The 23059-nt window shown below is 69.8% G+C and carries 20 protein-coding genes and 1 other RNA gene; 18 read left to right on the top strand and 3 right to left on the bottom strand.

All coding sequences use genetic code 11. The features are described from left to right. The first annotated feature begins 8 nt into the window (after positions 1–8). The 8 genes from secA (at position 9) to VXJ25_RS09265 (ending at position 9750) form a co-directional block, all read left to right on the top strand. A complete protein-coding gene (gene secA / locus VXJ25_RS09300; protein ID WP_330958939.1) occupies positions 9–2762 on the top strand; it encodes a preprotein translocase subunit SecA in 2754 nt (917 codons plus the stop codon). Position 2763: 1 nt separating this feature from the next. Next, positions 2764–3891: a peptide chain release factor 2 gene (gene prfB / locus VXJ25_RS09295; RefSeq protein WP_330958938.1), complete on the top strand. Its 1128-nt coding sequence runs from the start codon at positions 2764–2766 to the stop codon at positions 3889–3891. 145 nt (positions 3892–4036) lie between these two features. After that, the gene (gene ftsE, locus VXJ25_RS09290; RefSeq protein ID WP_330958937.1) at positions 4037–5020 is read left to right on the top strand and encodes a cell division ATP-binding protein FtsE; all 984 of its coding nucleotides are present in this window, start codon (positions 4037–4039) and stop codon (positions 5018–5020) included. Further along, entirely contained in the window at positions 5007–5933 is a 927-nt protein-coding gene (gene ftsX, locus VXJ25_RS09285; RefSeq protein ID WP_330958936.1) for a permease-like cell division protein FtsX, read from the top strand. The genes ftsE and ftsX overlap by 14 nt, the downstream gene beginning before the upstream one ends. A 76-nt stretch (positions 5934–6009) precedes the next feature. Further along, positions 6010–8073, top strand: a complete 2064-nt coding sequence (locus VXJ25_RS09280) for a ribonuclease R family protein (protein WP_330958935.1) — start codon at positions 6010–6012, stop codon at positions 8071–8073. A gap of 85 nt (positions 8074–8158) precedes the next feature. Continuing rightward, complete coding sequence (locus VXJ25_RS09275) at positions 8159–9013, top strand: tetratricopeptide repeat protein (protein WP_330958934.1); 855 nt, start codon at positions 8159–8161, stop codon at positions 9011–9013. Beyond that, on the top strand, positions 9006–9473 hold the full coding sequence (gene smpB, locus VXJ25_RS09270; RefSeq protein ID WP_330958933.1) for an SsrA-binding protein SmpB: 468 nt from the start codon (positions 9006–9008) through the stop codon (positions 9471–9473). The genes VXJ25_RS09275 and smpB overlap by 8 nt, the downstream gene beginning before the upstream one ends. Positions 9474–9606: 133 nt before the next feature. Next, entirely contained in the window at positions 9607–9750 is a 144-nt protein-coding gene (locus tag VXJ25_RS09265) for a rubredoxin-like domain-containing protein (protein WP_330958932.1), read from the top strand. Positions 9751–9907: 157 nt separating this feature from the next. On the opposite strand, the gene ssrA is transcribed toward VXJ25_RS09265, so the two are convergent. Continuing rightward, positions 9908–10275: a transfer-messenger RNA gene (ssrA, locus tag VXJ25_RS09260) on the bottom strand. 215 nt (positions 10276–10490) lie between these two features. On the opposite strand from ssrA, the gene VXJ25_RS09255 reads away from it, so the two are divergent. Continuing rightward, complete coding sequence (locus VXJ25_RS09255) at positions 10491–11483, top strand: patatin-like phospholipase family protein (RefSeq protein WP_330958931.1); 993 nt, start codon at positions 10491–10493, stop codon at positions 11481–11483. On the opposite strand, the gene pfkB is transcribed toward VXJ25_RS09255, so the two are convergent. Together pfkB and VXJ25_RS09245 are read right to left on the bottom strand one after the other, a co-directional pair. Beyond that, positions 11480–12412, bottom strand: a complete 933-nt coding sequence (gene pfkB, locus VXJ25_RS09250; RefSeq protein WP_330958930.1) for a 1-phosphofructokinase — start codon at positions 12410–12412, stop codon at positions 11480–11482. The two genes, VXJ25_RS09255 and pfkB, sit on opposite strands and share 4 nt — an antisense overlap. A 23-nt stretch (positions 12413–12435) precedes the next feature. Then, positions 12436–12945 carry a flavin reductase family protein gene (locus tag VXJ25_RS09245; protein WP_330958929.1) on the bottom strand — a complete coding sequence of 170 codons (510 nt, stop codon included), beginning with the start codon at positions 12943–12945 and terminating at the stop codon, positions 12436–12438. Between the two features lie 278 nt (positions 12946–13223). Here VXJ25_RS09245 and rplM point away from each other — a divergent pair, with 278 nt between their 5' ends. The 9 genes from rplM (at position 13224) to tsaD (ending at position 22909) form a co-directional block, all read left to right on the top strand. Then, positions 13224–13664, top strand: a complete 441-nt coding sequence (rplM, locus tag VXJ25_RS09240; protein WP_330958928.1) for a 50S ribosomal protein L13 — start codon at positions 13224–13226, stop codon at positions 13662–13664. A 3-nt stretch (positions 13665–13667) separates the two neighbouring features. Next, a complete protein-coding gene (gene rpsI / locus VXJ25_RS09235; RefSeq protein ID WP_330958927.1) occupies positions 13668–14063 on the top strand; it encodes a 30S ribosomal protein S9 in 396 nt (131 codons plus the stop codon). 175 nt (positions 14064–14238) lie between these two features. After that, positions 14239–15576, top strand: a complete 1338-nt coding sequence (gene glmM / locus VXJ25_RS09230) for a phosphoglucosamine mutase (protein WP_330958926.1) — start codon at positions 14239–14241, stop codon at positions 15574–15576. Positions 15577–15585: 9 nt separating this feature from the next. Continuing rightward, positions 15586–16143: a holo-ACP synthase gene (locus tag VXJ25_RS09225; RefSeq protein WP_330958925.1), complete on the top strand. Its 558-nt coding sequence runs from the start codon at positions 15586–15588 to the stop codon at positions 16141–16143. A 5-nt stretch (positions 16144–16148) separates the two neighbouring features. Beyond that, on the top strand, positions 16149–17777 hold the full coding sequence (locus VXJ25_RS09220) for an NAD(P)H-hydrate dehydratase (protein WP_330958924.1): 1629 nt from the start codon (positions 16149–16151) through the stop codon (positions 17775–17777). 44 nt (positions 17778–17821) lie between these two features. After that, the gene (gene alr / locus VXJ25_RS09215) at positions 17822–18973 is read left to right on the top strand and encodes an alanine racemase (protein ID WP_330958923.1); all 1152 of its coding nucleotides are present in this window, start codon (positions 17822–17824) and stop codon (positions 18971–18973) included. A gap of 43 nt (positions 18974–19016) precedes the next feature. Continuing rightward, a complete protein-coding gene (locus VXJ25_RS09210) occupies positions 19017–19634 on the top strand; it encodes a uracil-DNA glycosylase (RefSeq protein ID WP_330958922.1) in 618 nt (205 codons plus the stop codon). Between the two features lie 81 nt (positions 19635–19715). Further along, positions 19716–20261, top strand: coding sequence for a tRNA (adenosine(37)-N6)-threonylcarbamoyltransferase complex ATPase subunit type 1 TsaE (gene tsaE, locus VXJ25_RS09205; RefSeq protein ID WP_330958921.1), 546 nt, complete (start codon positions 19716–19718; stop codon positions 20259–20261). 146 nt (positions 20262–20407) lie between these two features. Beyond that, positions 20408–22909, top strand: coding sequence for a tRNA (adenosine(37)-N6)-threonylcarbamoyltransferase complex transferase subunit TsaD (tsaD, locus tag VXJ25_RS09200; protein ID WP_330958920.1), 2502 nt, complete (start codon positions 20408–20410; stop codon positions 22907–22909). Positions 22910–23059 lie beyond the last annotated feature (150 nt).

Below are 23059 nucleotides of genomic sequence, written 5' to 3'. Positions count from 1 at the left end.
AGAAGCTAATGCCAAAACTCTTTTCGAGGCTGCTCTCGCTGGGCTCCGACAAGCCCGTGAAGGAGTTCGAGCGGATAGCCTCCCACATCGACGACCTCGAGCCTGACTACCAGAAGATGGGAGACGCGGAGCTCAAGGGACAGACCGCCCTCTTTAGGGAGCGCTACGCGAACGGCGAGAGCCTCGACGACATGCTTCCCGAGGCGTTCGCGGTCGTGAGGGAGGCGTCCAAGCGCACGACTGGCCTGCGTCACTTCGACGTGCAGCTCATCGGCGGCATAGCCCTGCATCGTGGCACCATCGCCGAGATGAAGACGGGCGAGGGCAAGACGCTCGTCTCGACCCTCGCGGGCTACCTCAACGCCATTCCAGGCGAGGGCGTCCACGTGGTCACCGTCAACGACTACCTCGCCAAACGAGACAGCGAATGGATGGGCCAGATATACCGCTTCCTCGGCATGGATGTCGGCATCCTGCAGAACGGCATGGGGCTCGGGGCCAAGAAGCCGGCCTACCGCGCAGACGTCACCTACGGCACGAACTCCGAGTTCGGCTTCGACTACCTGCGCGACAACATGGTCACGCGCGCCGAGCAGCGCGTGCAGCGCGGCCATCACTACGCGATCGTGGACGAGGTCGACTCGATCCTCATCGACGAGGCCCGCACGCCGCTGATCATCTCCGGTGCTGGCACCAAGTCCCAGAGCACCTACAAGGACTTCGCGCGTGCGGTCCGTGGGCTCGTCGCAGATGTCGACTACGAGATGGACGAGGCCAAGCATACGATCGCCGCGACGGAGGCGGGGCTCGAGAAGATCGAGCGGGCCCTCGGCATCGAGGACATCTACGCCGACATGTCCGGCCAGCTCGTCAACCACCTCCAACAGGCGCTGAAGGCCGAGTACATGTTCCATCGCGACCAGCAGTACGTCGTCCTGGACGGCGAGGTGAAGATCGTCGACGAGTTCACCGGCCGCATCATGGAGGGCAGGCGCTACTCCGAGGGCCTCCACCAGGCCATCGAGGCCAAGGAGGGCGTGCTCATCCGCGAGGAGAACCAGACGCTCGCCACGATCACGCTGCAGAACTACTTCAGGCTCTACGACAAGCTCTCGGGCATGACCGGCACGGCCATGACCGAGGACGCGGAGTTCCGCGAGATCTACAACCTGCCCGTCACGGTCATCCCGCCCAACAAGCCCGTCATCCGCAAGGACCATGACGACCTCGTCTACCGTGACATCAGGAGCAAGTTCAACGCCGTGGTCGACGACATCGAGGCGCGCCACGCCAAGGGGCAGCCCTGCCTGGTGGGCACCGTCTCGATCGAGAACTCCGAGCGCCTCTCGCGGCTCCTCTCCAAGAGGGGCATCAAGCACAGCGTCCTCAACGCCAAGTACCATGAGCGCGAGGCGCAGATCGTGGCCCAGGCGGGTCGCGAGGGAGCGGTCACCATCGCGACGAACATGGCCGGCCGAGGAACGGACATCCTGCTTGGCGGCAACCCTGACTTCATGGCCGACGACATGCTGAGGGAGCAGAACATCGAGCCTGCGGAGGCCCCCGCGGAGGTGCGGGCGGCCGCGCTCGAGAGGGCGAGGCGGATCTGCTCGGAGGAGCGCGAGCGCGTGAGGGCCGCCGGCGGCCTCGCCGTGATCGGCACCGAGCGCCACGAGAGCCGGCGCATCGACAACCAGCTGCGCGGCCGCTCCGGCCGCCAGGGAGACCCCGGCGAGACCCAGTTCTACCTCTCGCTCGAGGATGACCTCATGAGGCTGTTCGCGGGGGACAGGATGGACCGCATCGCGGCCATGATGGAGCGCTACGACATGCCCGATGACATGCCGATCCAGGCGAAGATGGTGACGAAGGCCGTGGAGGGCGCCCAGCGCAAGGTCGAGGAGATCAACTTCTCCATGCGCAAGAACGTCCTCGACTACGATGACGTCATGAACAAGCAGCGCCAGGTCATCTACGAGGAACGGAACAAGATCCTGGACGGCAAGGACCTTACCGAGCACGTGAGCGAGGTCACCCGGGAGACCGTCCAGCGCGAGGTCGAGACCTACTGCCCGGCCGAGGGCGACCCGGAGGCGTGGGACGTCAAGGGGCTCCTCAAGTGGCTCGGCGGCCTCACGGGCAAGCCGGCCGACCTCGTGGAGGTAGACCGCGACGACGACCCGGAGGACGTCGTGGACAAGGTCGACGAGTTCGTCGAGGAGTGCTACGCGGAGAAGACCGGGCGCCTCGGTGACAAGCTCATGCACGAGCTCTCGACCCAGGTCATGCTACGCGTGATCGACACCAGGTGGATGGCCTACCTGCAGGAGATGGACTACCTCAAGACCGGCATCGGGCTGCGCGGCTTCGGCCAGCGCGACCCGCTCGTGGAGTACAAGAGCGAGGCGTACGCCGCCTTCACCACGCTCGTCGACACGATGTACGAAGACTTCCTGCGCACGATCCTGCGCATCGAGGTCGTGGTCAAGGAGCCGAGGCCGCAGGCGGGCGCAGACGAGGAGTCCGAGGAGCTCAGGGGCGCCCGTTACTCGGGCCCCTCCGAGGTCGACGGCGACCGGGGCGCCGAGCGTGCGGGCAGGCGCGTCCCCGCTGGCGGCAAGGGTGCCGGCCAGGCGGGCGCAGGCAAGCCCATGACCTATCGCAAGGCGGACCACGACCCGTATGCGGGCGTCGGCAGGAACGACCCCTGCCCGTGCGGGAGCGGCAAGAAGTTCAAGAACTGTCACGGCAGGAACCGATAGCATGGCGGATGTCACGACAGAGGCGCTCGGAGCGCTTTCGAACAGGCTCAAGGAGGTGGAGGGCTACCTCCACGCGGACGACCTTCGCTCGGACGTCGAGGCGCTCGAGCGGCAGAGCGCCCTGCCGGGGTTCTGGGACGACGCGGAGAGCGCCAGCAAGACCATGGCGGACATCACGCGCATGAAGGAGGACCTCGCGAGCATCGAGCGTGCCCGCGCACTGCTCGGCGACGCCGAGGCGGCCTTCGAGCTCGGCAGCGAGACGGAGGACGCCGACCTCCTCGGTGAGGCGGACTCCTGCGTGGCAAAGCTCGAGGCGAGCCTGGCTGAGCTTGAGCTGTCGAGCTGGTTCACGGGGGAGTTCGACCACGGCGACGCCATCGTGAACATCACGCCCGGCCAGGGCGGGCTCGAGGCCCAGGACTGGTGCGCGATGCTACTTCACATGTACCTGCGCTACTGCGAGCGGAGGGGCTGGAAGGTAACGGTCAACGACGCCCCCACCGCCGAGATCATCGGAATAGACAGGGCGACCTTCACGGTCTCCGGCAAGAACGCCTACGGCATGCTCCGTGCCGAGCAAGGTGTCCATCGTCTCGTCCGCATCTCGCCGACCGACGAGAAGAAGCGCCGTCAGACCACCTTCGCCGGCGTCGAGGTGCTGCCGGTCCTCCCGGATGACGTCGAGGTGGACGTGGACCCGAAGGACCTGAGGGTCGACGTGTACCATGCGACGGGCCATGGCGGCCAGGGCGTCAACACCACGGACTCCGCGGTGCGCATCACGCACCTTCCCACGGGCATAGTGGTCACCTGCCAGAACGAGCGCAGCCAGCTCCAGAACAAGGAGATTGCGATGGGCATCCTGCGCAGCCGCCTCTACGAGCTGGAGCTCCAGAAGAGGGAGGCGGCCCTCGACGAGCTCAGGGGGCCCAAGCAGGACATAGGCTTCGGCAGCCAAATCAGAAGCTACGTGCTCTATCCCTACCAGATGGTGAAGGACCTGCGCACGGGTGTGGAGACGGGCAACGTGGAGGCGGTGCTCGAGGACGGAGACCTCGACCAGTTCGTGATCGGCTACCACCGCTGGATGGTCAACGCCGACCGCTCCGCCCCCGTCACGGGCTGACGGCGGCGGGGCCGTCGACAGGCCCCGGGAGAGGCTGGTCGGGCTTTGCAGTATATGTAGGGATGCATCTCCGTCGCGACCGGGCGGCGGAGAATTCTACTATGCTTTTCGTCCGTACCGCTCCCGAAAGAGAAAAGGAGCTTTCGTGGCAACCCATTTCCGCAGCAACGAGCAGGCGGGGGAGGATGCGACCCAGGCCGCCGAGGCCGAGGGCGTCGAGGCTCCTACCGCCGCTGGCGAGGGGACGAGCGCGTCCGCCGCGCCTGGCGCCGCCGATGCAGGCGCGGGCGAGGGACCGGATCCCGTGCACGTCGTGACGGCCAAGACCGACATCACGCCCGTGGACGCCCCGAGCGCCAACCCCGCGCCGAGCGTCTACGACCCCCTGCGCGGCGACGACGTGGCGGTGGTGCCGCACACCGGGACTCCCACCATATCGTTCCGCAACGTTACCCTCATCTACCCGGCACAGCCCAACAAGCCGGCCCTCGACGACATCTCCCTGGACATCTATCCGGGCGAGTTCGTCTTCGTCGTCGGACACTCCGGCTCGGGCAAGTCGACCTTCCTGCGCCTCCTTACCCGAGAGATCCGCGCGACCAAGGGCCAGGTCCTCGTCGCTGGCCAGGACCTCACGAAGATGCGCAACTGGAAGGTTCCCTACCTGCGCCGCCAGATCGGCACCGTGTTCCAGGACTTCAAGCTCTTGCCCGACAAGACGGTCTACGGCAACGTGGCCTTCGCGCTCGAGTGCATCGGCAAACCAAAGTCCGTGGTGAAGGCCCAGGTTCCCGAGGTGCTGCGTCTCGTGGGCCTCGCGGAGAAGATGGACAACTACCCCGACCAGCTGTCTGGTGGCGAGCAGCAGCGCGTCTCCGTCGCTAGGGCCATGGTCAATCGTCCGCCGCTTCTGGTGTGCGACGAGCCCACGGGCAACCTCGATCCCGCCATCTCGCTCGGCATCATGAAGCTGCTCGACCGCATCAATCGAACCGGGACCACCGTCGTCATGGCGACGCACGACCGCGAGATGGTCGACTCGATGCGCAGGCGCGTCATAGCGCTCGAGGCAGGTCACGTGGTTCGCGACCAGGAGAGAGGTGGGTACGGCTTCTATGGTTCCCTCTAACTTTGGCTATTCTGTCCGCGAGGCGACCCATCACATCCACAGGAACTGGTCGACGTGCCTTGGCGCCATCGTCACCATCTTTCTCTCGCTGTTTGTGATCGGCGTCTTCGTGCTCGGCAGCGTCCTCATTGGCAACATGGTGGGCGACGTCGAGGATCGCGTCACCATCCAGGCGTTCCTCTCCGACTCCGCCGACCAGGCTGCCGTTGACGCCTTCCAGTCGAAGGTATCTTCCTGGGACAACGTCCAGTCCGTCACCTACAAGAGCAAGGACGAGGCGCTCCAGGAGTACCGCGAGACCATGTCAAACCGCAACGCTGAGGACGCGGTGGCGGCCCTCGACGGCGAGAACCCCGTCCCCGCCTCGCTCGTCATCAAGATGACCGAGCCCGAGCAGGTGGAGTCCGTCGCGAGCAGGATTATCGACGACCCCGACTTCGCGAGCATCGCCGACGACCCCGGCAACACCTCCGCCTCCGTGCAGTACGGGCGAGAGACGGTAGAGCGCCTCTTCAGCGTCACCGCCTGGGTGCGCGTGGCCGCGGTCGTCCTCGTCCTCCTGCTCACGTTCGTCGCCTTCGTCTTCATCAACAACACGATCAGGCTGGCCATCTCCGCCCGCAGGCGCGAGATTGCGATCGAGCGTCTGGTCGGCGCTTCGAACGGCTTCATCAGGGGGCCGTTCATCGCCGAAGGAGCGCTTGAGGCGATCATCGGCTCGGTCCTCGCGATTATCGTGCTGCACCTCGGTGCGAGCTACCTGCTGCCGCAGCTATCGAACAGCCTCCAGTTCCTGAGCTTCGAGCTCTCGCCGTCCGTCATGTTCCAGACCTACGGCATACTGTTCGTGATCGGTGTCGTCATCGGCCTGTTCGGTTCCGCCATCGCCATGAGGCGCTACCTCAAGGTGTAGGCTCGCCGGGGGCGAAACCGTAGTGACTTGGGGCGGCGCGGCCTTGCTGCGTCGCCCCTTCTGCTAAGGAGGGCGCATGGGACGCAAGAGGCCACATCACGGGAGCAGGCGCCACGGTAACCATCCCGCAGCGCGCAAGCCGCGCAAGCTGCTGACGGGCATCCTGCGCGTCACGAGCCCCGGGCGTGCCAGCGTCGAGACGCCCGAGGGTACCTTCGTCGTGGCGCGTTCCGGGATCCGCGAGGGGATGGACGGTGACGAGGTGCAGGTGAGCCTCGTCGCACCGCATGGGGGAGGGCCCGAGAGGCTCGCCTACGTGCAGGCCGTCCTCGAGCGCGCGACCTCCTCGTTCGTGGGGACCTACTCCCGCCTCGACCCGCTCGGGGCCGTCGTGCCCCTCGACGCGCGCATCAAGCGCGACTTCTTCGTGGTCCCCGAGGACGACTCCGCGAATAGGCTCGGCGTCGCGTCCGGGGACGTCGTGGTCGCCCGCATCCTCGAGTACCCCACGAGGAGGAGCGCAGGGGTCGTGACGGTAGATCGCAGGCTGGGCTCGGCAGAGGAGCTCGACCTCGGGGTGGAGTCCGTCATAGCCTCCTTCGGCCTCGAGACCCAGTTCTCGCCCGCCGCGCTCGCGGAGGCGGGAGGGGTCCGGGCGGACGTGGAGGGCGCCCTCGCGGCGGACCCGGACCGGCTCGACCTGCGCCGCTTGCTCTGCTTCACCGTCGACCCCGCCGACGCGCGCGACTTCGACGACGCGGTCGGGGCGCGGCGCCTCGACGGGGGCGGCTTCGAGGTCTGGGTGCACATAGCCGACGTGACCCACTACCTCCCCTGGGGCTCCTCGCTCGACATCGAGGCGCGTCAGAGGACCTGCTCGGCCTACCTCGTCGACCGCGTCGTGCCCATGCTGCCCGAGCAGCTCTCCTGCGACGTCTGCTCGCTTAGGCCGGGGGAGGACCGCCTCTCCATGAGCGTCCGGCTCATCCTCGGCCCCGACGGCGAGGTCGTCGGCGCCGAGGCCTCGAAGGCGGCGATCCGTTCGAGCGCGCGCCTCGACTACCCGACGGTCGACCGGCTTCTCCTAGGGGAGCTGCAGCCCGCGGACCTCGGCGCCGGCGCCATGGGCGAGGGGATCGCCCGTGCCCTGGCCACGCTCGACGAGGTGGCGCGCCTGAGGGAGGGCGTCAGGCGACGGCGCGGCTCCGTCGACTTCGAGACGAGGGAGGCCCGGGTCATCCTCGACGACGAGGGGTGCCCCGTGGGCGTCGACGTCAGGTCGAAGACGAGGGCGACCTCGCTCATCGAGGAGGCGATGCTCATGGCCAACGAGGCGGTGGCGCGCATGCTCTCCGACCGCGACGTCCCGTGCGCCTACCGCGTGCACGAGCGTCCCGCACCGGACGACCTCAGGGCGTGCCTCGTCCCCCTGCGCGAGCTCGGGCTCGTGCGGGGCGACGAGGCCGAGTCCCTCGTGGCCGGCGTCCCCGGAGTCCTCCAGGGCGTCCTCGCGCGCGCGAGGGGCACGAGCGGGGAGTACCTGGCGAACGCCCTGCTCCTGAGGGCGCAGCGCCGTGCCGTCTACTTGCCCCACAACGAGGGCCACTACGCGCTCGGAGCGAGTGCGTACTGCCACTTCACGTCACCCATCAGGCGCTACCCCGACGTGATCGTGCACCGGGCCCTCAAGGCGCTGCTCGCCGGCGACGTCGCCTCCCCGGAGCAGCACAGCGTCGAGAGGCAGCTCCCCCAGCTCTGCCGGGACTGCTCGGAGCGCGAGCGCGTCGCGGACGCAGCGGCTCGCGCGACCCAGCGCCTCAAGATGGCCGAGCTCTTCCGCGGCCGCGTCGGCGAGAGCTTCTCCGGCATCGTCACGGGTTGCGAGCGCTACGGGCTCTTCGTCATGCTCGACGACACCCTGGCCGAGGGGCTTCTGCCCACGCGCGCGCTCGGCGAGGAGTGGTTCTCCTACGACGAGGAGCGCCTGACGCTCACGGGGGAGTCGACCGGTCGCGTCTGGGGGCTCGGGAGGCGGGTGGCCGTCGAGGTCGCGGGGGCGGACCCCTCCCGTGGGAGGATAGACTTCAGGCTCGCCGGCCCGCGCGGGTGCGCCTCGGACGCATCGGCGGGCGGGGATTAGGGTACCTACCAATCTGACGTTCGATTCGCACAGGCGAGAGGCCCGGGGCGTCCGGGCGCACGAAGGAGCACACGTGGAACAGACGATGCTAGAGGAAGAAATCGAGGGGGCCGAGGGGCTCCTCCTGCAGGGGGAGGCGGAGCTCGCTCGCGACCGACTCGCGAGGCTCGCGGACGACGCCGAGGAGTACGTCGACCGGAACTGCCAGACGACCGAGGAGCAGCAGTTCTTCAGCTTCCCCTCGGCCTTCGAGTACCTCGCGTACGTGCGGGTCGAGCAGGACCCCCGCACGCTCTACGACGTCGGGGAGCCGCTCGGCAGGCTCTACGCCGACCTCGCGCACGCCGACGTCGTCCTCGACGACCGCGAGGGCGCGATGGCGTCCCTCAGGCAGGCGGTCCGCTGGAACCCCATGGACTGCGCCTCGAGGCTCAACCTTGCCGAGCTCTACCGCGCCGAGGGCGACGTGAACGAGTTCCTAGCACTCAGCTACAGCGTCTTCGAGCGCGCGAGCGACCCGGCCCACCTCGTGAGGGCCTACCTCAACTTCTCGAGGTGGTTCTCCGCGCAGGGCAAGGGGCGCGCGTCGGCCGCGGCGCTCAAGGCGGCGCAGTCGCTCGGAGCCGCCGACGCGGGGCTTGCAGAGGAGGTCGAGCGCGCCCGCGCGGACGGCCGCGATCCGGACGCGCTCGACGAGCAGGAGGCCACGGACGTCCTCTCGGAGGAGGGCCTGCCCTTCGGGGCGAGCGCCGAGATCGCGATCTGCCTGCTCGAGTGCGGACTCGACGCCGCGCGCGCAGGCGAGGCGCGCGAGGCCACCTCGTTCGTCGTGCGCGCCCGCGACCTCGTGGGGGAGCCCGCGGCGATGACGCTGCTCGAGGCCCTGCGCGAGGCGGACGCGGACGCCACCGACGGGAGGGGGGGCAGTCGGGATGCCTAGGCGCGAGAAGAAGACCATCGCCCGCAACAAGGCCGCCTACCACGCGTACTTCATAGACGAGACCTTCGAGGCCGGCCTCGTCCTGACGGGCACCGAGGTCCGCAGCCTCCGCGAGAGGGGCTGCCAGATAACCGACTCCTTCTGCCAGATCCGTGGTGGCGAGGCCTGGCTGGTGGGCGTGCACGTCCACCCCTACTCGAACGGCAGCATCTGGAACGTCGACCCGGACAGGAGGCGCAAGCTCCTCCTCCACCGGCGCCAGATCCGCTACCTCGAGCAGAAGCTCCAGGCCAAGGGCCTCGCGCTCGTCCCGATCGAGCTCTACTTCGACGAGGCCAGCCGCGTTAAGCTCGCGATCGGCCTCGGCCGCGGCAAGAAGCTCTACGACAAGCGCCAGGACCTGGCGGCGCGTCAGGCGGACCGCGACATCCAGCGCGCCCTCAAGGAGCGCAGCAGGTAGGGCGCAATCGCGCGTCGGCCCGGGCGCCCATGGGGTACCATGGACCGAGAGGGGTCCCTGCCTGGCCCCCCAAACCTCACCAAGGCAGAGGCGCGCCCCAGGGGTGCGCGCCGCGAAGAGAGAGGCTACCGTCATGGCCGAAGAGAAGAAGACCTACACGTTCCGCTGCACCGTCTGCGGCTTCGAGGTCACCGTGGACACGCCCGAGCTCCCCGAGGACTACGTCTGCCCCGTCTGCGGCGTCGGTCCCGACATGTTCGAGCTGGTCGAGGAGTAGCGCTCGCGGCCGTTCGGCGCGCCTGCGCCAAGGGCTGCGGCCCGGCCGTGCCGTCTGCTGCCATAGGTTGGCATAGGTAGAAAAGAGGGCGTCCCGCCTTTCGCAGCGGGGCGCCCTCGTGCATCTGGCGGGCGCAGGCGCCCGCGCTCTTCTCGTATGGTGGAGGCGCGGAGAATCGAACTCCGGTCCAAGGCAGGTCCCTGACGGGTTTCTCCAAGCTCAGTCACCGGTTGGGTCTAGGACGCCTCGCACCCGGTGACCCGCGTTCGGCGTCCGAGCCGGTTCGATCTTGGCGTGCGGCATACCGGCTACGTCCGCACGCGCATCCCCCTGAGATGACGCCGCACCGCCGGCAGGGGAGACCGACGGATTGACGTGCTGGTTAGGTTAACTAAGCAGCAAGAGCCAGAGGCTCGTAAGAATCAGTGTTGTCAATTAAATTTGACGGTGTCCCTGATTAGCGTGGAGAGGCGACCACGGCTTGCTTCCCATCTCAGACCTACCCTGTCGAAACCAGTCGCCCCCATTGAGATGGCGATGGGACTGGCCACCATGCGAATGTCAAGCTACGCGCCGCCCCCGGCTCCTCGCCGGCGCGACCCTCTCAGTATACCCGACGTGCGGGCCCCTAGACGCCGGCGCGTCGGATCGGGCGCAACGACTAGACTTGCCGGAAACTGGGAAATGAAACGCTACCCCGGCAGTTCCTGGGCTGGGGGCGAGCGATCGAAGGGGGAGCCATGGGCGAGAAGGACATGGCGCGCGCGGGCGCGCACGGGAGCCTCTCGGAGGGGTCCGAGGCGCCGGCCGGCCGGGAGGTTCCCGCCGGTTCGCCGGAAAACGCCCTCGTACTCGAGGGCGGCGGCTACCGCGGCGTCTTCACGGCGGGCGTGCTCGACGTCCTCATGGAGAATGGCGTCTACGACTTCGGCAGCGTCTGGGGGACGTCGGCCGGCGCGCTCAACGCGGCGAGCTACAAGTCGCGCCAGATCGGGCGGACGATTCGCATCATGCTGGCCTTTCGCGACGACAAGCGCATGATGTCGCTGCGCTCGTTCGCCCGCACGGGCAACCTCACGGGCGACCGGTTCCTCTACCACGAGGTGCAGGAGCGGATCGACCCCTGCGACGTGCGGACGTTCAACGCCAACCGGCTGAGGATGCTCTGCGTCGCCACGGACGTCGTGTTCGGCAGTCCCGTCTACCTCGAGTGCAAAAGGCTCCCCGACGACGTGGACATGGTGCGGGCCTCGGCCTCGCTCCCGCTCTTCTCGCGTCCGGTCGAGGTCGCGGGCAGGCGCCTGCTCGACGGCGGGACGACGGACTCGGTCCCGGTCGAGATGGCCCTGGGCGAGGGCGCGTCATCCATGCCCGCGGGGCTCGCGCCCGCCAGCCGCGCCGTGGTGGTCCTCACGCAGCACGAGAGCTATCGGAAGGACGGCTCGACCGAGTCCCTCGTGGTGAGGTCGCACCGCTACGACGAGTACCCCTACTACACCCACGCGCTCGAGACCCGTGCCGAGCGGTACAACGCGCAGTACGCACGCGTCCGCGAGCTCGAGGCCGAGGGGCGCGCGTTCGTGTTCTCGCCCTCCGCGCCCGTCGGCGTCGCCACGGCGGAGAAGGAAGGGGAGCCCCTGCTCGAGCTGTACGTGGACGGACGCACCCAGGCGACCAGGCGCCTGGGTGCGCTCAGGGAGTTCCTGCGCGGGGGCGAGGGCGACCCCGCCTAGAGAACCTGCTCGATGACGACGTCCGAGACGAGCGAGTCCACGAGGTCGCGCGGGGCCGCCTGGGTGCCGGACTGCATGGCGTTGGCCGCGCCGCAGGCCATGGAGAGCCGCATGGTGCCCTCCTCGGCCAGACCCACCTGCTCGGAGTAGGCTACTGCGGCGACGACCGAGTCGCCGGAGCCGACCGTGGAGCCGACCGTGACCTTGGGCGCACGCGCGAGCCAGGCGCCGGCCTCGCTGACGAACAGGGCCCCCTCGCTGCCGAGGCTCACGACGACGCGCGAGATGCCGTCGGCCACGAGGTCCCTGGCCGTCCGGGCGACGTCGGCGTTGTCCTGGAAGCGCCGTCCGCACAGCTCGGAGAGCTCGGGGAGGTTGGGCTTGATGAAGCTCGGCCTGGCCTCGACTCCGAGCCGCAGGGCCTCGCCGTCGGCGTCGAGGTAGGTCCGGCACCCGCGCCTGCCGAGCTCGTCGATCCAGCTCGCGTAGAGGGCGGGCGAGACGCCGACCGGCAGGCTGCCCGCCAGCACGACGACGTCGTCGCCCGTGACCTTGGAGACGAGCGCCGAGAGCACCTCGGCGAGCGCCTCGCGCGGGACCGTCGGGCCGGGCTCGTTGATGTCGGTGTGGGTGCCGCGGATGGGGTCCACGAGCTTGAGGTTGGTACGCGTCTCGCCCGCCACCTCGAAGGGGTCGCAGGCGATCCGCATCGACCCGAGCTGCCCCTGGATCCAGCGTCCCGCGTTGCCGGCGAGCAGGCACAGCGCCTCGGTCTCGCCGCCGAGCGCGGCGACGACCTTCGAGACGTTGATGCCCTTGCCGCCCGCGTCCTGGCGCAGCTCCTCGATGCGGTTGACGGCGTCTATCGAGAAGTTCGGCACCTGGGCGGTCTTGTCGACCGCGGGGTTGAGCGTCACGGTGTAGATCATGGTCTGCCTCCCGGGCTAGCCGGCTACGCGCCGGGGACGAACGACGAGGCCTTCGGCGGCGTCTTGCCCTTGAGCGTCGAGTGGTAGTAGGCGTAGGTCATGGGCGCCGCGGACGAGAGCACCTCGGCGTCGACCACCTCGCCGACGAAGACCACGTGCGTGCCGACGTCGAGGGTGCAGACGACCTTGCAGGCGAGGACCGCCGCGGAGGCGACCGGCGTGAAGGGGTCGCCCAGGACGGTCGTGCGCCTCTCGATGCCTGCGAACTTGTCGAACTCCGTGGAGGTGCGGAAGCCGAAGCGGCCGACGTAGGGCATGTCCGCCTCCTCGGTGATGGGGCAGAGGGCGAAGTGGCCGGCCCGCTCGATCACCCCCTCGGTGTGGTTCTGCTTGTTGACCACCACCTCGACCTGCAGTGGGCTGCTCGTGAGCTGCAACCCGGTGTTGATGAGGCAGGCGCCCCAGTCGTCGTCCGTCGCCGCGGAGACGACGTAGAGGCCTGAAGAGAACTTGTAGAGGGCTTTTGCGTCCATGAGAACCCCTTCTCCCGCGCTTCCCACCACGCCTGCGGGCGCGCCCGAGGCGCCGCCCGCGACGGCGTGCGTGGCACATATCCCCAGCTTACGGCAATCGGGGCGACATGGGTGCCCACGTGGGAAAAGTTTGTGGACGAGCCGTGTTCCCCTGGACTTGAGCGGTTGGCATGCTATTATCTAAAGGCTTTTGCAACAGAGCCCCGTAATCTCTGACATTAAAAGCGCGACAGCTCGTCCAGGAGCCGTCGAGACCGCAGGTACGTAGGAGGAGTCAAGTGAACAAGTCGACTCATTTCGCCAAGCCCGGCGAGGTCGAGCGCAAGTGGGTGCTCATCGACGCTGACGGCGCCACCCTCGGCCGCCTTGCGACCAAGGCCGCTATGATCCTTCGCGGCAAGGACAAGCCCCAGTACACGCCCAACACCGACACCGGCGACTTCGTGATCGTCATCAACGCCGACAAGGTCAAGCTCACGGGCAACAAGGCCAACACCAAGTCCTACTGGCGCTACTCCGGCTGGCTCGGCGGCCTCAAGACCGAGTCCTTCAAGGAGGCCATGGCCAAGCACCCCGAGCGCGTCATCGAGCACGCCGTCAAGGGCATGCTCCCCAAGACGACCCTCGGCCGTCAGCAGGGCATGAAGCTCAAGGTCTACGCTGGCCCGGAGCACCCGCACATGGCTCAGAACCCCGTCAAGATCGATCTGGAGGCTTAACCGATGGCTGACAACTCCGCTGTTTACACCGGCACCGGCCGTCGCAAGGAGGCCACCGCGCGCGTGCGCCTCGTCCCCGGCACTGGCAAGGTTATCGTCAACGGCCGCGACGCGTCCGAGTACTTCGGCCGCCAGCAGCTCGTGGACAACGCGACCGCTCCCTTCCGCGTGACCGACACGGTCGACCACTTCGACGTCTACGCCAACTGCGCCGGCGGCGGCATCAACGGCCAGTCGGGCGCCATGCGCCTTGGCATCGCCCGCGCCCTGCTCGAGGCCGGCGACTACCGCGCCGAGCTCAAGAAGGCCGGCTTCCTGACCCGCGACGCCCGCGCCGTCGAGCGCAAGAAGTACGGCCTCAAGAAGGCCCGCAAGCGCCCGCAGTTCTCCAAGCGCTAAGGCCGCGTCACAGGCTACGCCGCTCCAAGGGGGCCCGCACGTGCGGGTCCCCTTTTCTTATGCCGTCTGTCCGGGGAGGGCGCCCATGCGCCCCACGGTTGGTACCATGTCATCTCGGGCCGCGCGGCGCGTGGCCACGCCTAGACGCATCCGGGTCGCCCGGGGAGGAGACGCGATGAAATACTTCGGCACCGATGGCTTCAGGGGTCGGGCAAACGAGGGCCTTACGGTGGAGCACGCCTACAGGATCGGTCGGTTCGTCGGCTGGTACTACGGCATCCATCGTGGTCGCAAGGCGCGCGTCGTCCTGGGCAAGGACACCCGGCGCTCCAGCTACATGTTCGAGAGCGCCCTCGTCGCCGGCCTGGTGGCCTCGGGCGCGGACGCCTACATGCTGCACGTGATTCCCACGCCCGGCCTCTCCTACGAGGTCGTGGACGGCAGCTTCGACTGCGGCATCATGGTCACGGCCTCGCACAACCCCTACTCGGACAACGGCATCAAGCTCGTCAACCGCGAGGGCTACAAGATGGAGGAGGACGTCCTCCAGAAGATCGAGGACTACATCGACGGCCTCGTAGACGTGCCGCTCGCCACGGGCGACAAGATTGGCTGCACCGTCGACTACATGCAGGGCCGCAATCGCTACATCGCGAGCCTCATCGCCAGCGCCAACTTCTCGCTCCAGGGCGTCAAGGTGGGCCTGGACTGCGCGAACGGCGCCGCCTCCTCGGTCGCCAAGCCGGTCTTCGACGCCCTCGGCGCGGACGTGCGCGTCATCAACAACGCACCCAACGGCTTCAACATCAACGTCGACTGCGGCAGCACCCACATCGAGCGCTTGCAGCGCCACGTGGTCGAGAACGCCCTCGACGTGGGCTTCGCCTTCGACGGCGACGCGGACCGCTGCATCGCCGTGGACGAGCGCGGCCACGTGGTGGACGGCGACCTGATCCTGTACGTGTGCGGCAAGTACCTCAACAAGCACGGCAGGCTGGCCAAGGGCACGGTCGTCCCCACGGTCATGTCCAACTTCGGCCTCTTCCGCGCCCTCGACGAGGCGCACCTCTCCTACGAGACGACCGCCGTGGGCGACAAGAACGTCTACGCCCGCATGCGCGAGATGGGCTACTCGCTCGGCGGCGAGCAGTCCGGCCACATCATCTTCGGCGACATCGAGAAGACCGGTGACGGCATCATGACCGCCCTGCGCGTCTGCGAGGTGATCCGCGCCGAGCGCGAGCCCCTTTCCGAGCTCACGCGCCCCGTGGTGCTCTACCCGCAGGTTCTCATCAACGTGCTCGTGGGCGACAAGGACGCCGCCATGGCCTCCGAGGCGGTCCAGGCGGCGACGAAGGAGGCGGCGGAGCTCCTCGGCGGCGACGGGCGAGTGCTCGTGCGCGCGAGCGGCACCGAGCCCCTGGTGAGGGTCCTCGCCGAGGCCCCGACCGCCGAGCAGTGCAGGCAGGCGGACGAGGTCATCGTCCGCGCCCTCAAGCCGTTCGAGGCCTAGGGGGCGGGCGTGGCTCAGGCGGGCGTCGGCGTCGACATGCTCGAGATCTCGCGCGTGAGGCGGGCGCGGGCGCGACGTCCGCGGCTCGCGGAGCGGGGCTTCTCGGCCGAGGAGCGCGCCTGGTGCGAGAGGGGCGCGCGCCCGGAGGAGCGCTACGCCGCCTGCTTCGCGGCGCACGGCGCGGTGGCTCGCGCGCTCGGGCTCACGGGGCGGGGCTCCTGCGGCCTCGACGACGTGAGCGTCGGCCACGAGGGGGGCCAGGTGCGCGTGACGCTCTCGGGACGCGCCCTCGAGGCCGCCGAGGCCGCTGGCGTACGCGAGGTCGCGCTCTCGCTCTCCTACACCCGCGAGGTCGCCGTGGCCAACGCGGTCGCGGTGACGGCGGAGGTGCGCCCGGAGGAGAAGCGCGAGCCGGACGCGGGCGAGGAGCTCAGGCGGTCGTTCAGGCGGGCGCGCTCCGTCATAGACGAGCTCGAGCGGATACAGGAAACCGGTCTTGCGGGGGCTGTTGGGGCCGCGTCCGGGCAGGACGCCCCCGACGCGCGCGGGGCCTCCCCTGAGGAGTGATCTGAATGCAGCCAGTTCTCAACGTAGAGGACGTCAGGGCCGTGGAGCAGGCCCTCACGGGCGAGGGCGTGAGCCTCGCGGAGCTCATGCGCCGCGCGGGCAACGCCTGCGCCCAGGAGGTCGAGCGGATGGAGGACGTGCACCAGGTCCTCGTGCTCGCAGGCTTCGGCAACAACGGTGGTGACGGCTGGGTCGCGGCGGAGGCCCTGCGCGGCAAGGGCGAGGACGTCACGGTCGTCTCGCCCGTCTCCCCCGACGACATCGAGAGCAACCTCGCCCACGTCGTGGCGACGAGCGCTCGGGCCGCGGGCGTCCCCATCGAGGTGGCGCCCCCGCGCGAGCGCCTCGAGGCCCTGCTCGACGAGGCGGACGTCGTGGTCGACGCCATGCTCGGCACGGGCTTCCACGGCGAGCCCAAGGCGCCCTTCGACATCTGGATCGACTGCCTCAACCGCTCCGGGGCGCGCGTGGTCTCCGTCGACGTGCCGAGCGGGCTGTCCGCGCAGACCGGCCACGCCCCCGCCGGCGGCGTCATGGCCGACGTCACGGTGACCATGCTCTGCCTCAAGCCGGGCCTGCTCTCCGACGACGGTCGGGACCTCGCGGGCGCCATCGTCGTGGCGCCTCTGGCCGAGCAGACCGAGCGCCTGCTCGTCGAGGCGGACCCCGTCGCGTGGCGCGTCGAGGCGGGCGACTACCTCGACGTCCTTGTCCCACCCTCCTCCGCGGTCGACAAGTACGCGCGCGGGTCCGTCCTCGTGGTCGGCGGCTCCGAGCGCTACGTGGGCGCGCCCGTCATGGCGGCCCGCGCGGCGGCGCGCGCCGGCGCCGGCTACGTGACGCTCGCCGTCCCCGACGCGATCGCGGCCCAGGTGCAGGCCCACCTCCTCGAGATCCCCGTCGTGGGCCTGCCGACAGACCCGGAGAGCGGCACCTTCGCGGCCGACGCCCGGGACGGGCTCCGCAGGCTGGCCGAGAGGAGCGCGGCGGTCGTGTGCGGGTGCGGCATGGGTGTGAACCCCTCGACCATGTCGGTCGTCTCGGGGCTGCTGGAGTGCGACGTGCCCCTCGTGCTCGACGCCGACGCCCTGAACTGCCTCTCGCGCCTGACCTCCGGCCGCCTCGACAGCTTCCCGGAGCTCCTGCGCCGCAACGCGCCGGTCGTGCTCACCCCGCACCGCCGCGAGCTCGGCAGGCTCGTCGGCCAGCCGGACAACCCGCCCGACTCCCTGACGGCTGCCATGGACGCGGCGCGCCGCGTGGTCTGGGCCGAGGGCGGCAGCGAGATCTGCGTCGTCTCTAAGGGCACGGCGACCGCGTGCGTGGGCGTCGAGGTGGCCCTGCTGCCCAAGCCCGGCCCCGCCTCGCTCGCGACGGCCGGCTCGGGCGACGTGCTCTCCGGCGTCATGGGCGCCTCGCTCGCGAGGCGGCGCGGCGCGGGCGAGGAGGGCGAGGAGGCGCTGCCGCTCGTGTGCGCGATGGCCTGCGAGGTCCACGGCGAGGCGGCACGGCTCGCCTCCAAGCGCTACGGGTCTCGCGGCGTGATGGCGGGCGACGTCATCGAGGAGCTCGGGCTCGCGACGGACGCCGTGGAGGAGCGGGCCTCCTTCCCCGTCGAGGAGCAGCAGGGCTAGGTCCAAAGGAGCGTTGGCCGGGAGGCCGGCCGGGAGGGTAGGACATGGAGTACCCGAAGAACCGTTGGGCGTGGGTGGAGGTAGACCTCGGCGCAGTGAGGCGCAACACCCGCCTCTTCAAGGCCATGTGCGAGCCCGACGCCCAGCTCATGTGCGTCGTGAAGGCCGACGCCTACGGGCACGGCGCCGTGGAGTGCGCTCGCGCGATGCTGGCCGGCGGCGCCGACCAGTTCGCCGTCTCGACGGTCGACGAGGGCGTGGAGCTGCGGCGGGCGGGCGTGGAGCAGCCCATCCTGCTGCTGAGCGAGCCGCCGGTCGACTCGGTGCGTACGCTCGTCCGCAACGACATCATGCCCGCGGTCTACACCGCCGAGTTCGCCCTCGCCCTCGGCGAGTGCGCCGCCTCGATGGGCCGGGTGGCCCGCTACCACCTCGCCGTCGACACGGGCATGACCCGCATCGGCGTCAGGTGGAGCGAGGCCGCGCTCTTCCGCCACGAGATCGACTTCCACCGCGGCCTCGAGTGCGCGGGCACGTTCACGCACTTCGCGACGGCGGACGTCCCGGGCGACTGGGACTTCGAGATGCAGAAGAAGCGCTTTGCGGAGGCGGTCCGGAGCGTGCGCGAGGCGGGCATGGAGTGCGGCCTCGTCCACTGCGACAACACCCCGGGCACGATCCTGCACCCCGAGGTCCACTACGACATGTGCCGCGCCGGCATCGGCCTCTACGGCCTGCAGCCGGCCGACTCGACGCGCCCCAAGGTTGACCTCACGCCGGCGATGAGCGTCCGCGCGCGGGTCACCCGCGTCGTGGAGCCGGAGGTCGGGACCGGCGTGGGCTACGGCCTCACCTACCGCGTGCCGAGGCCGCACACCCAGGTCGCTACGGTGCCGGTCGGCTACGCCGACGGGCTCTCCCGCACGCTCTCCAACCGCATGGAGGTGCTCGTGCGGGGCGAGAGGTGCCGGCAGGTCGGCAGGATCTGCATGGACCAGTTCATGTTCGCGGTCGAGGTCAATCCCACGCGCGCGTTCAGGCCCTCGCGTCCCGTCGAGTACGGAGACGTCGTCACCATCGTGGGCGAGGACGGCGGCGAGCGCATCACCATGGATGACATGGCGGAGCTCCGCGATACGATCAACTACGAGGTGACCTGCGACTTCGGCCTCAGGCTGCAGAGGGTCTATGCCTAGGCGCCGCGCCCGGCGCTCGTACCTGGTGGATGAGGAGGGTGCCATGTCCGTGATGCACATCCCGGGCCACGACCACCAGCGGCCCCAGGAGGTGACGCTCGAGGAGGTCCGCGCCGTCCTGGGGGACTGCCGCCTCTGCCCCCTCTGCGAGACGCGCCACAACATCGTCTTCGGGGTCGGCAACCCCAACGCGCGCGTGATGTTCGTCGGCGAGGGGCCCGGCAAGAACGAGGACCTCAAGGGCGAGCCGTTCGTGGGCGCGGCAGGCCACAACCTCGACGACCTTCTCGCCCTGGCCGGCCTCAGGCGCGAGGACGTCTACATCGCCAACGTCGTCAAGTGCCGACCGCCCTCGAACCGGAACCCCCGCCCGGAGGAGATCGAGGCCTGCTCGCCCTTCCTGCGCGAGCAGATCCGCTCGATCTGGCCGGACGTGATCGTGTGCCTGGGCAACTTCGCCACGCACTTCGTCCTCCGGACGGAGGCGGGCATCACGGGCCTGAGGGGCAGGATGCACCAGACGGGCCACTTCGTCGTCATGCCCACCTTCCACCCTGCGGCGGCCCTCTACCACCGCGAGTGGCAGAGCTACCTCGACGACGACTTCCGCATGCTGGGGCGCTGGCTCGAGGAGCACCCCGCCTCGGCGAACAAGCGATAGCCCGCCCGGCCGGAGGGCGGGCTGGGCCCCTGGCCGGGGCGCCGCGCGCTTGCCGCACGTACGGACGACGAGAGGGGAGACATGGGAGAAGGACGGGGAGGCGCCCGGCTCGGGCGCATGGGCGCGGGGACCTTCGTCTCCGCGTCGACGGAGGGGACCATCGAGCTCGGGCGGCTCCTGGGGACGCTTCTCGCCGACGGCGACGTGCTCGTGCTGACGGGCGACCTCGGCGCCGGGAAGACGCAGCTCACCAAGGGCATCGCCTGCGGCCTGGGCGTCGGGGGCGACGTGACGAGCCCCACCTTCACGATCGAGATGGTCTACGACGACGGGCGCGTCCCGCTCTACCACTTCGACCTCTACCGGCTGCAGGACCCCTCCGAGCTCGAGGACACAGGCCTCTTCGACGTGCTCGGCCAGGAGGGCGCCTGCGTGATCGAGTGGGGCGAGCAGTTCGCGGACCAGATCGGCCCCGAGCGGCTCGACGTCTTCCTCACGCGCCTCGACGACGAGGCGCCGGCCGGCGTCGAGCCGCCGCGCGAGGTCCGTCTCGTCCCCCATGACGCGAGGGGCGAGGAGATCGTCTCTGCCCTGGACGCGGCCGTCGACGCCGCGGCGTGCGCGTAGGCGCCGGACCGACGGGCGCCGCCAGGAGTGCCCTCCGGCGGTCGCGCCAAGCGATAGGATGGGGACGGGGCGGGGGCCTTCGGCGCCCGACGCCCGTACCTTGTGACCACGAGTCGCGGGCGCGCGCCCGCACGAGGTGAGAATCCATGCACTCAGAAAGCCAGGCCCCCTCGGAGGGCGCCCGCCGCGTCCGCGGGACCGTTCTCTCCATCGACACCTCCACCGACCAGCTCGCCTGCTCGGTCGTCCGCATCGGCGACGACGGCGTGGAGGAGCTCGCGTCGCGCGACCACCCCTGCCGCCGTCACGCCAACGAGCAGCTCGCCGACAGCGCCCTCGCGGCGCTCGCCGAGGCGGGCCTCTCGATGGCCGACCTCGACGCCGTCGTGGTGGGCAGGGGTCCTGGCTCCTTCACCGGCGTGAGGATCGGCGTGGCCTGCGCCAAGGGCGTCGCCTGCGCGCTCGGAAGGCCCCTGCACGGCGGCTCGACGCTCGACGCCGTCGCCTGGCGGGCGTGGGAGGCGGGCGTGCGCGGGCTCGTCGGCGTCGTGGACGACGCCATGCGCGGCGAGGTCTACCCGGGCGTCTACCGCGTGGACGACGAGGGTGCCCACAGGACCTTCGAGGCCGAGACGGTCATGAAGGCCGACGAGTGCGTCGAGCTTCTCGCCTCCGGCTCCGACGCCGGCGAGCTCCAGCTCACGGGCAACGGCCTCGTCAAGTACCGCGACCGCTTCGAGATGGCGGGCCTCCGCCGGATCCTCGACGAGGGCCTCTGGCTCCCGACGGGCACCGCCCTCGCGCGCTCGGTGGCGGCCCCCGACTGGCGGCCGGCCGCAGGCGACGGCGACCCGGCGCTGGTGCTGCCCATCTACACGCGGCTCTCCGACGCCGAGGAGACGGAGCGCCTGAGGCTCGGGCTCAAGGAACCGGCGAGCGTCGCCTACACCGGCGTCGACGACACCCTGGCCGGCGCCCACCTGCAGCTCAGGCCGATGTCCGTCAACGACCTCGACCAGGTGGCCGACCTCGAGCGGCGCGCCTTCGAGGGCTCGTCGCACACGCCCTGGACGCGCCAGATGTTCTACGAGGAGCTCTCGCAGCCGGCCCGCAGCTGGTGGGTCGCCCACGACCAGGGCAGCATCGTCGGGTTCGCCGGCGGCATGCTCGCGGGCGCGGACTTCGAGGTGGCCGACGTCGCCGTGGACCCCGCCCGCCGCAGGCAGGGGATAGCCTCGCGCCTCGTCGCCCGCGTCGCCTACGACGGCCAGATGCTCAACGCGTCGAGCGTCTCCCTCGAGGTGGACGAGGGCAACCGGCCGGCGCGCGCCGCCTACGCGCGCCTCGGCTTCGAGGAGGTGGGCCGCCGCCCCGACTACTACGCCCCCGGCGTCGCCGCCCTCATCATGCGTGCGAGCCTCCCACTCGCGGCCGACGCCGAGCTCGTGGGGGAGCGTCCCGAGCCCAGGGCCTCCATCCGCCCGTGGCCGATCGTGGCCGGCGAGCGCGGTGCGGACGTCACGCGCGCGCTCGAGGAGGCGCGCCCTCTGGTCCTCTCGGTCGAGTCCTCCTGCGACGAGACGGCCATGGCGCTCATCGACGGGCACGGCCGCATCTGCGCGAACGTGGTCGCCACCTCGATCGACTTCCACGCCCGCTTCGGCGGCGTCGTGCCCGAGATCGCGTCGCGCAAGCACGTGGAGGCCATCGTCGGCGTCTTCGAGGAGACCATGGCGCAGGCGGGGCGCCACTTCGGCTGCGACACCCTGACCGCGGACGACCTCGACGCCGTGGGCGTGACCGCGGGCCCGGGCCTCGTGGGCGCCCTCGTGGTGGGCGTCGCCTTCGCCAAGGGGCTCAGCGCCGCCGCGGACCTGCCGCTCGTGCCCGTCAACCACCTCGAGGGCCACATGCTCGCCAACCTCTTCGCTGCCCCCGACCTGCGCCCGCCCTTCGTGGCGAGCCTCGTCTCGGGCGGCAACACCATGCTCGTGCACGTGCGTGCCTGGGGCGACTACCAGATCCTTGGCGCCACCATCGACGACGCCGTCGGCGAGGCCTTTGACAAGGTCGCCAAGGCCCTCGGCCTGGGCTATCCCGGCGGCCCGGTCATCTCGCGCTTGGCGGCGCGCGGCAACAGGAAGGCCATCCACTTCCCGCGCGCCATGATGCACTCCGGCGACTACCGCTTCTCGCTCTCCGGCCTCAAGACCGCCGTCATCACCTACATCGAGGGCGAGATGCGCGCGGGCAGGCCGATCGACCTGCCGGATCTCGCGGCGTCCTTCGAGGCCGCCGTCATCGACGTGCAGGTGGCCAAGGCCCTCGCCGCCGTCGAGGAGACCGGCGTGGGCGACTTCTGCGTGGGCGGCGGCGTCGCCGCCAACCCGCAGCTGCGCGAGGCCTACGTCCGCAAGTTCTCCCGCAGGGGCGTGCGCGTGAGCGTGCCGCCGATGGCCGTGTGCGGCGACAACGGCGCCATGATCGCCGTGTGCGCGCTCAGGAGCCTGAGGGCGGACGCCGACTTCGTGGAGCGGCCCGAGACGGGCCTCCCCCTGGACGCGCGCCCCAACGCGCAGCTCTCGGAGTGGACCTCGCCGGCCGAGCCCGTCGTGGACGCGAGCGAGTGGCCGCCCCGCGGCAGGTAGCCGCGATTGACGCCGCGATTCGCGCGTATGTATCGCCCAGAATATTCATTCCGATTTCAGCGTGGTAAACCGGTGCCCGGCGGGGTGGGAGAAGCCCGTCGGGCGCTGTACACTAGGCGGGCGTCGTAACTTTCTCGCATTAGGTTGCAA

This window comes from Olsenella absiana, assembly GCF_036408855.1.
GTDB lineage: Bacteria > Actinomycetota > Coriobacteriia > Coriobacteriales > Atopobiaceae > Olsenella_K > Olsenella_K absiana.
Note: the sequence above shows the minus strand (reverse complement) of the source record. Positions and strands in the feature narration are given on the sequence as shown.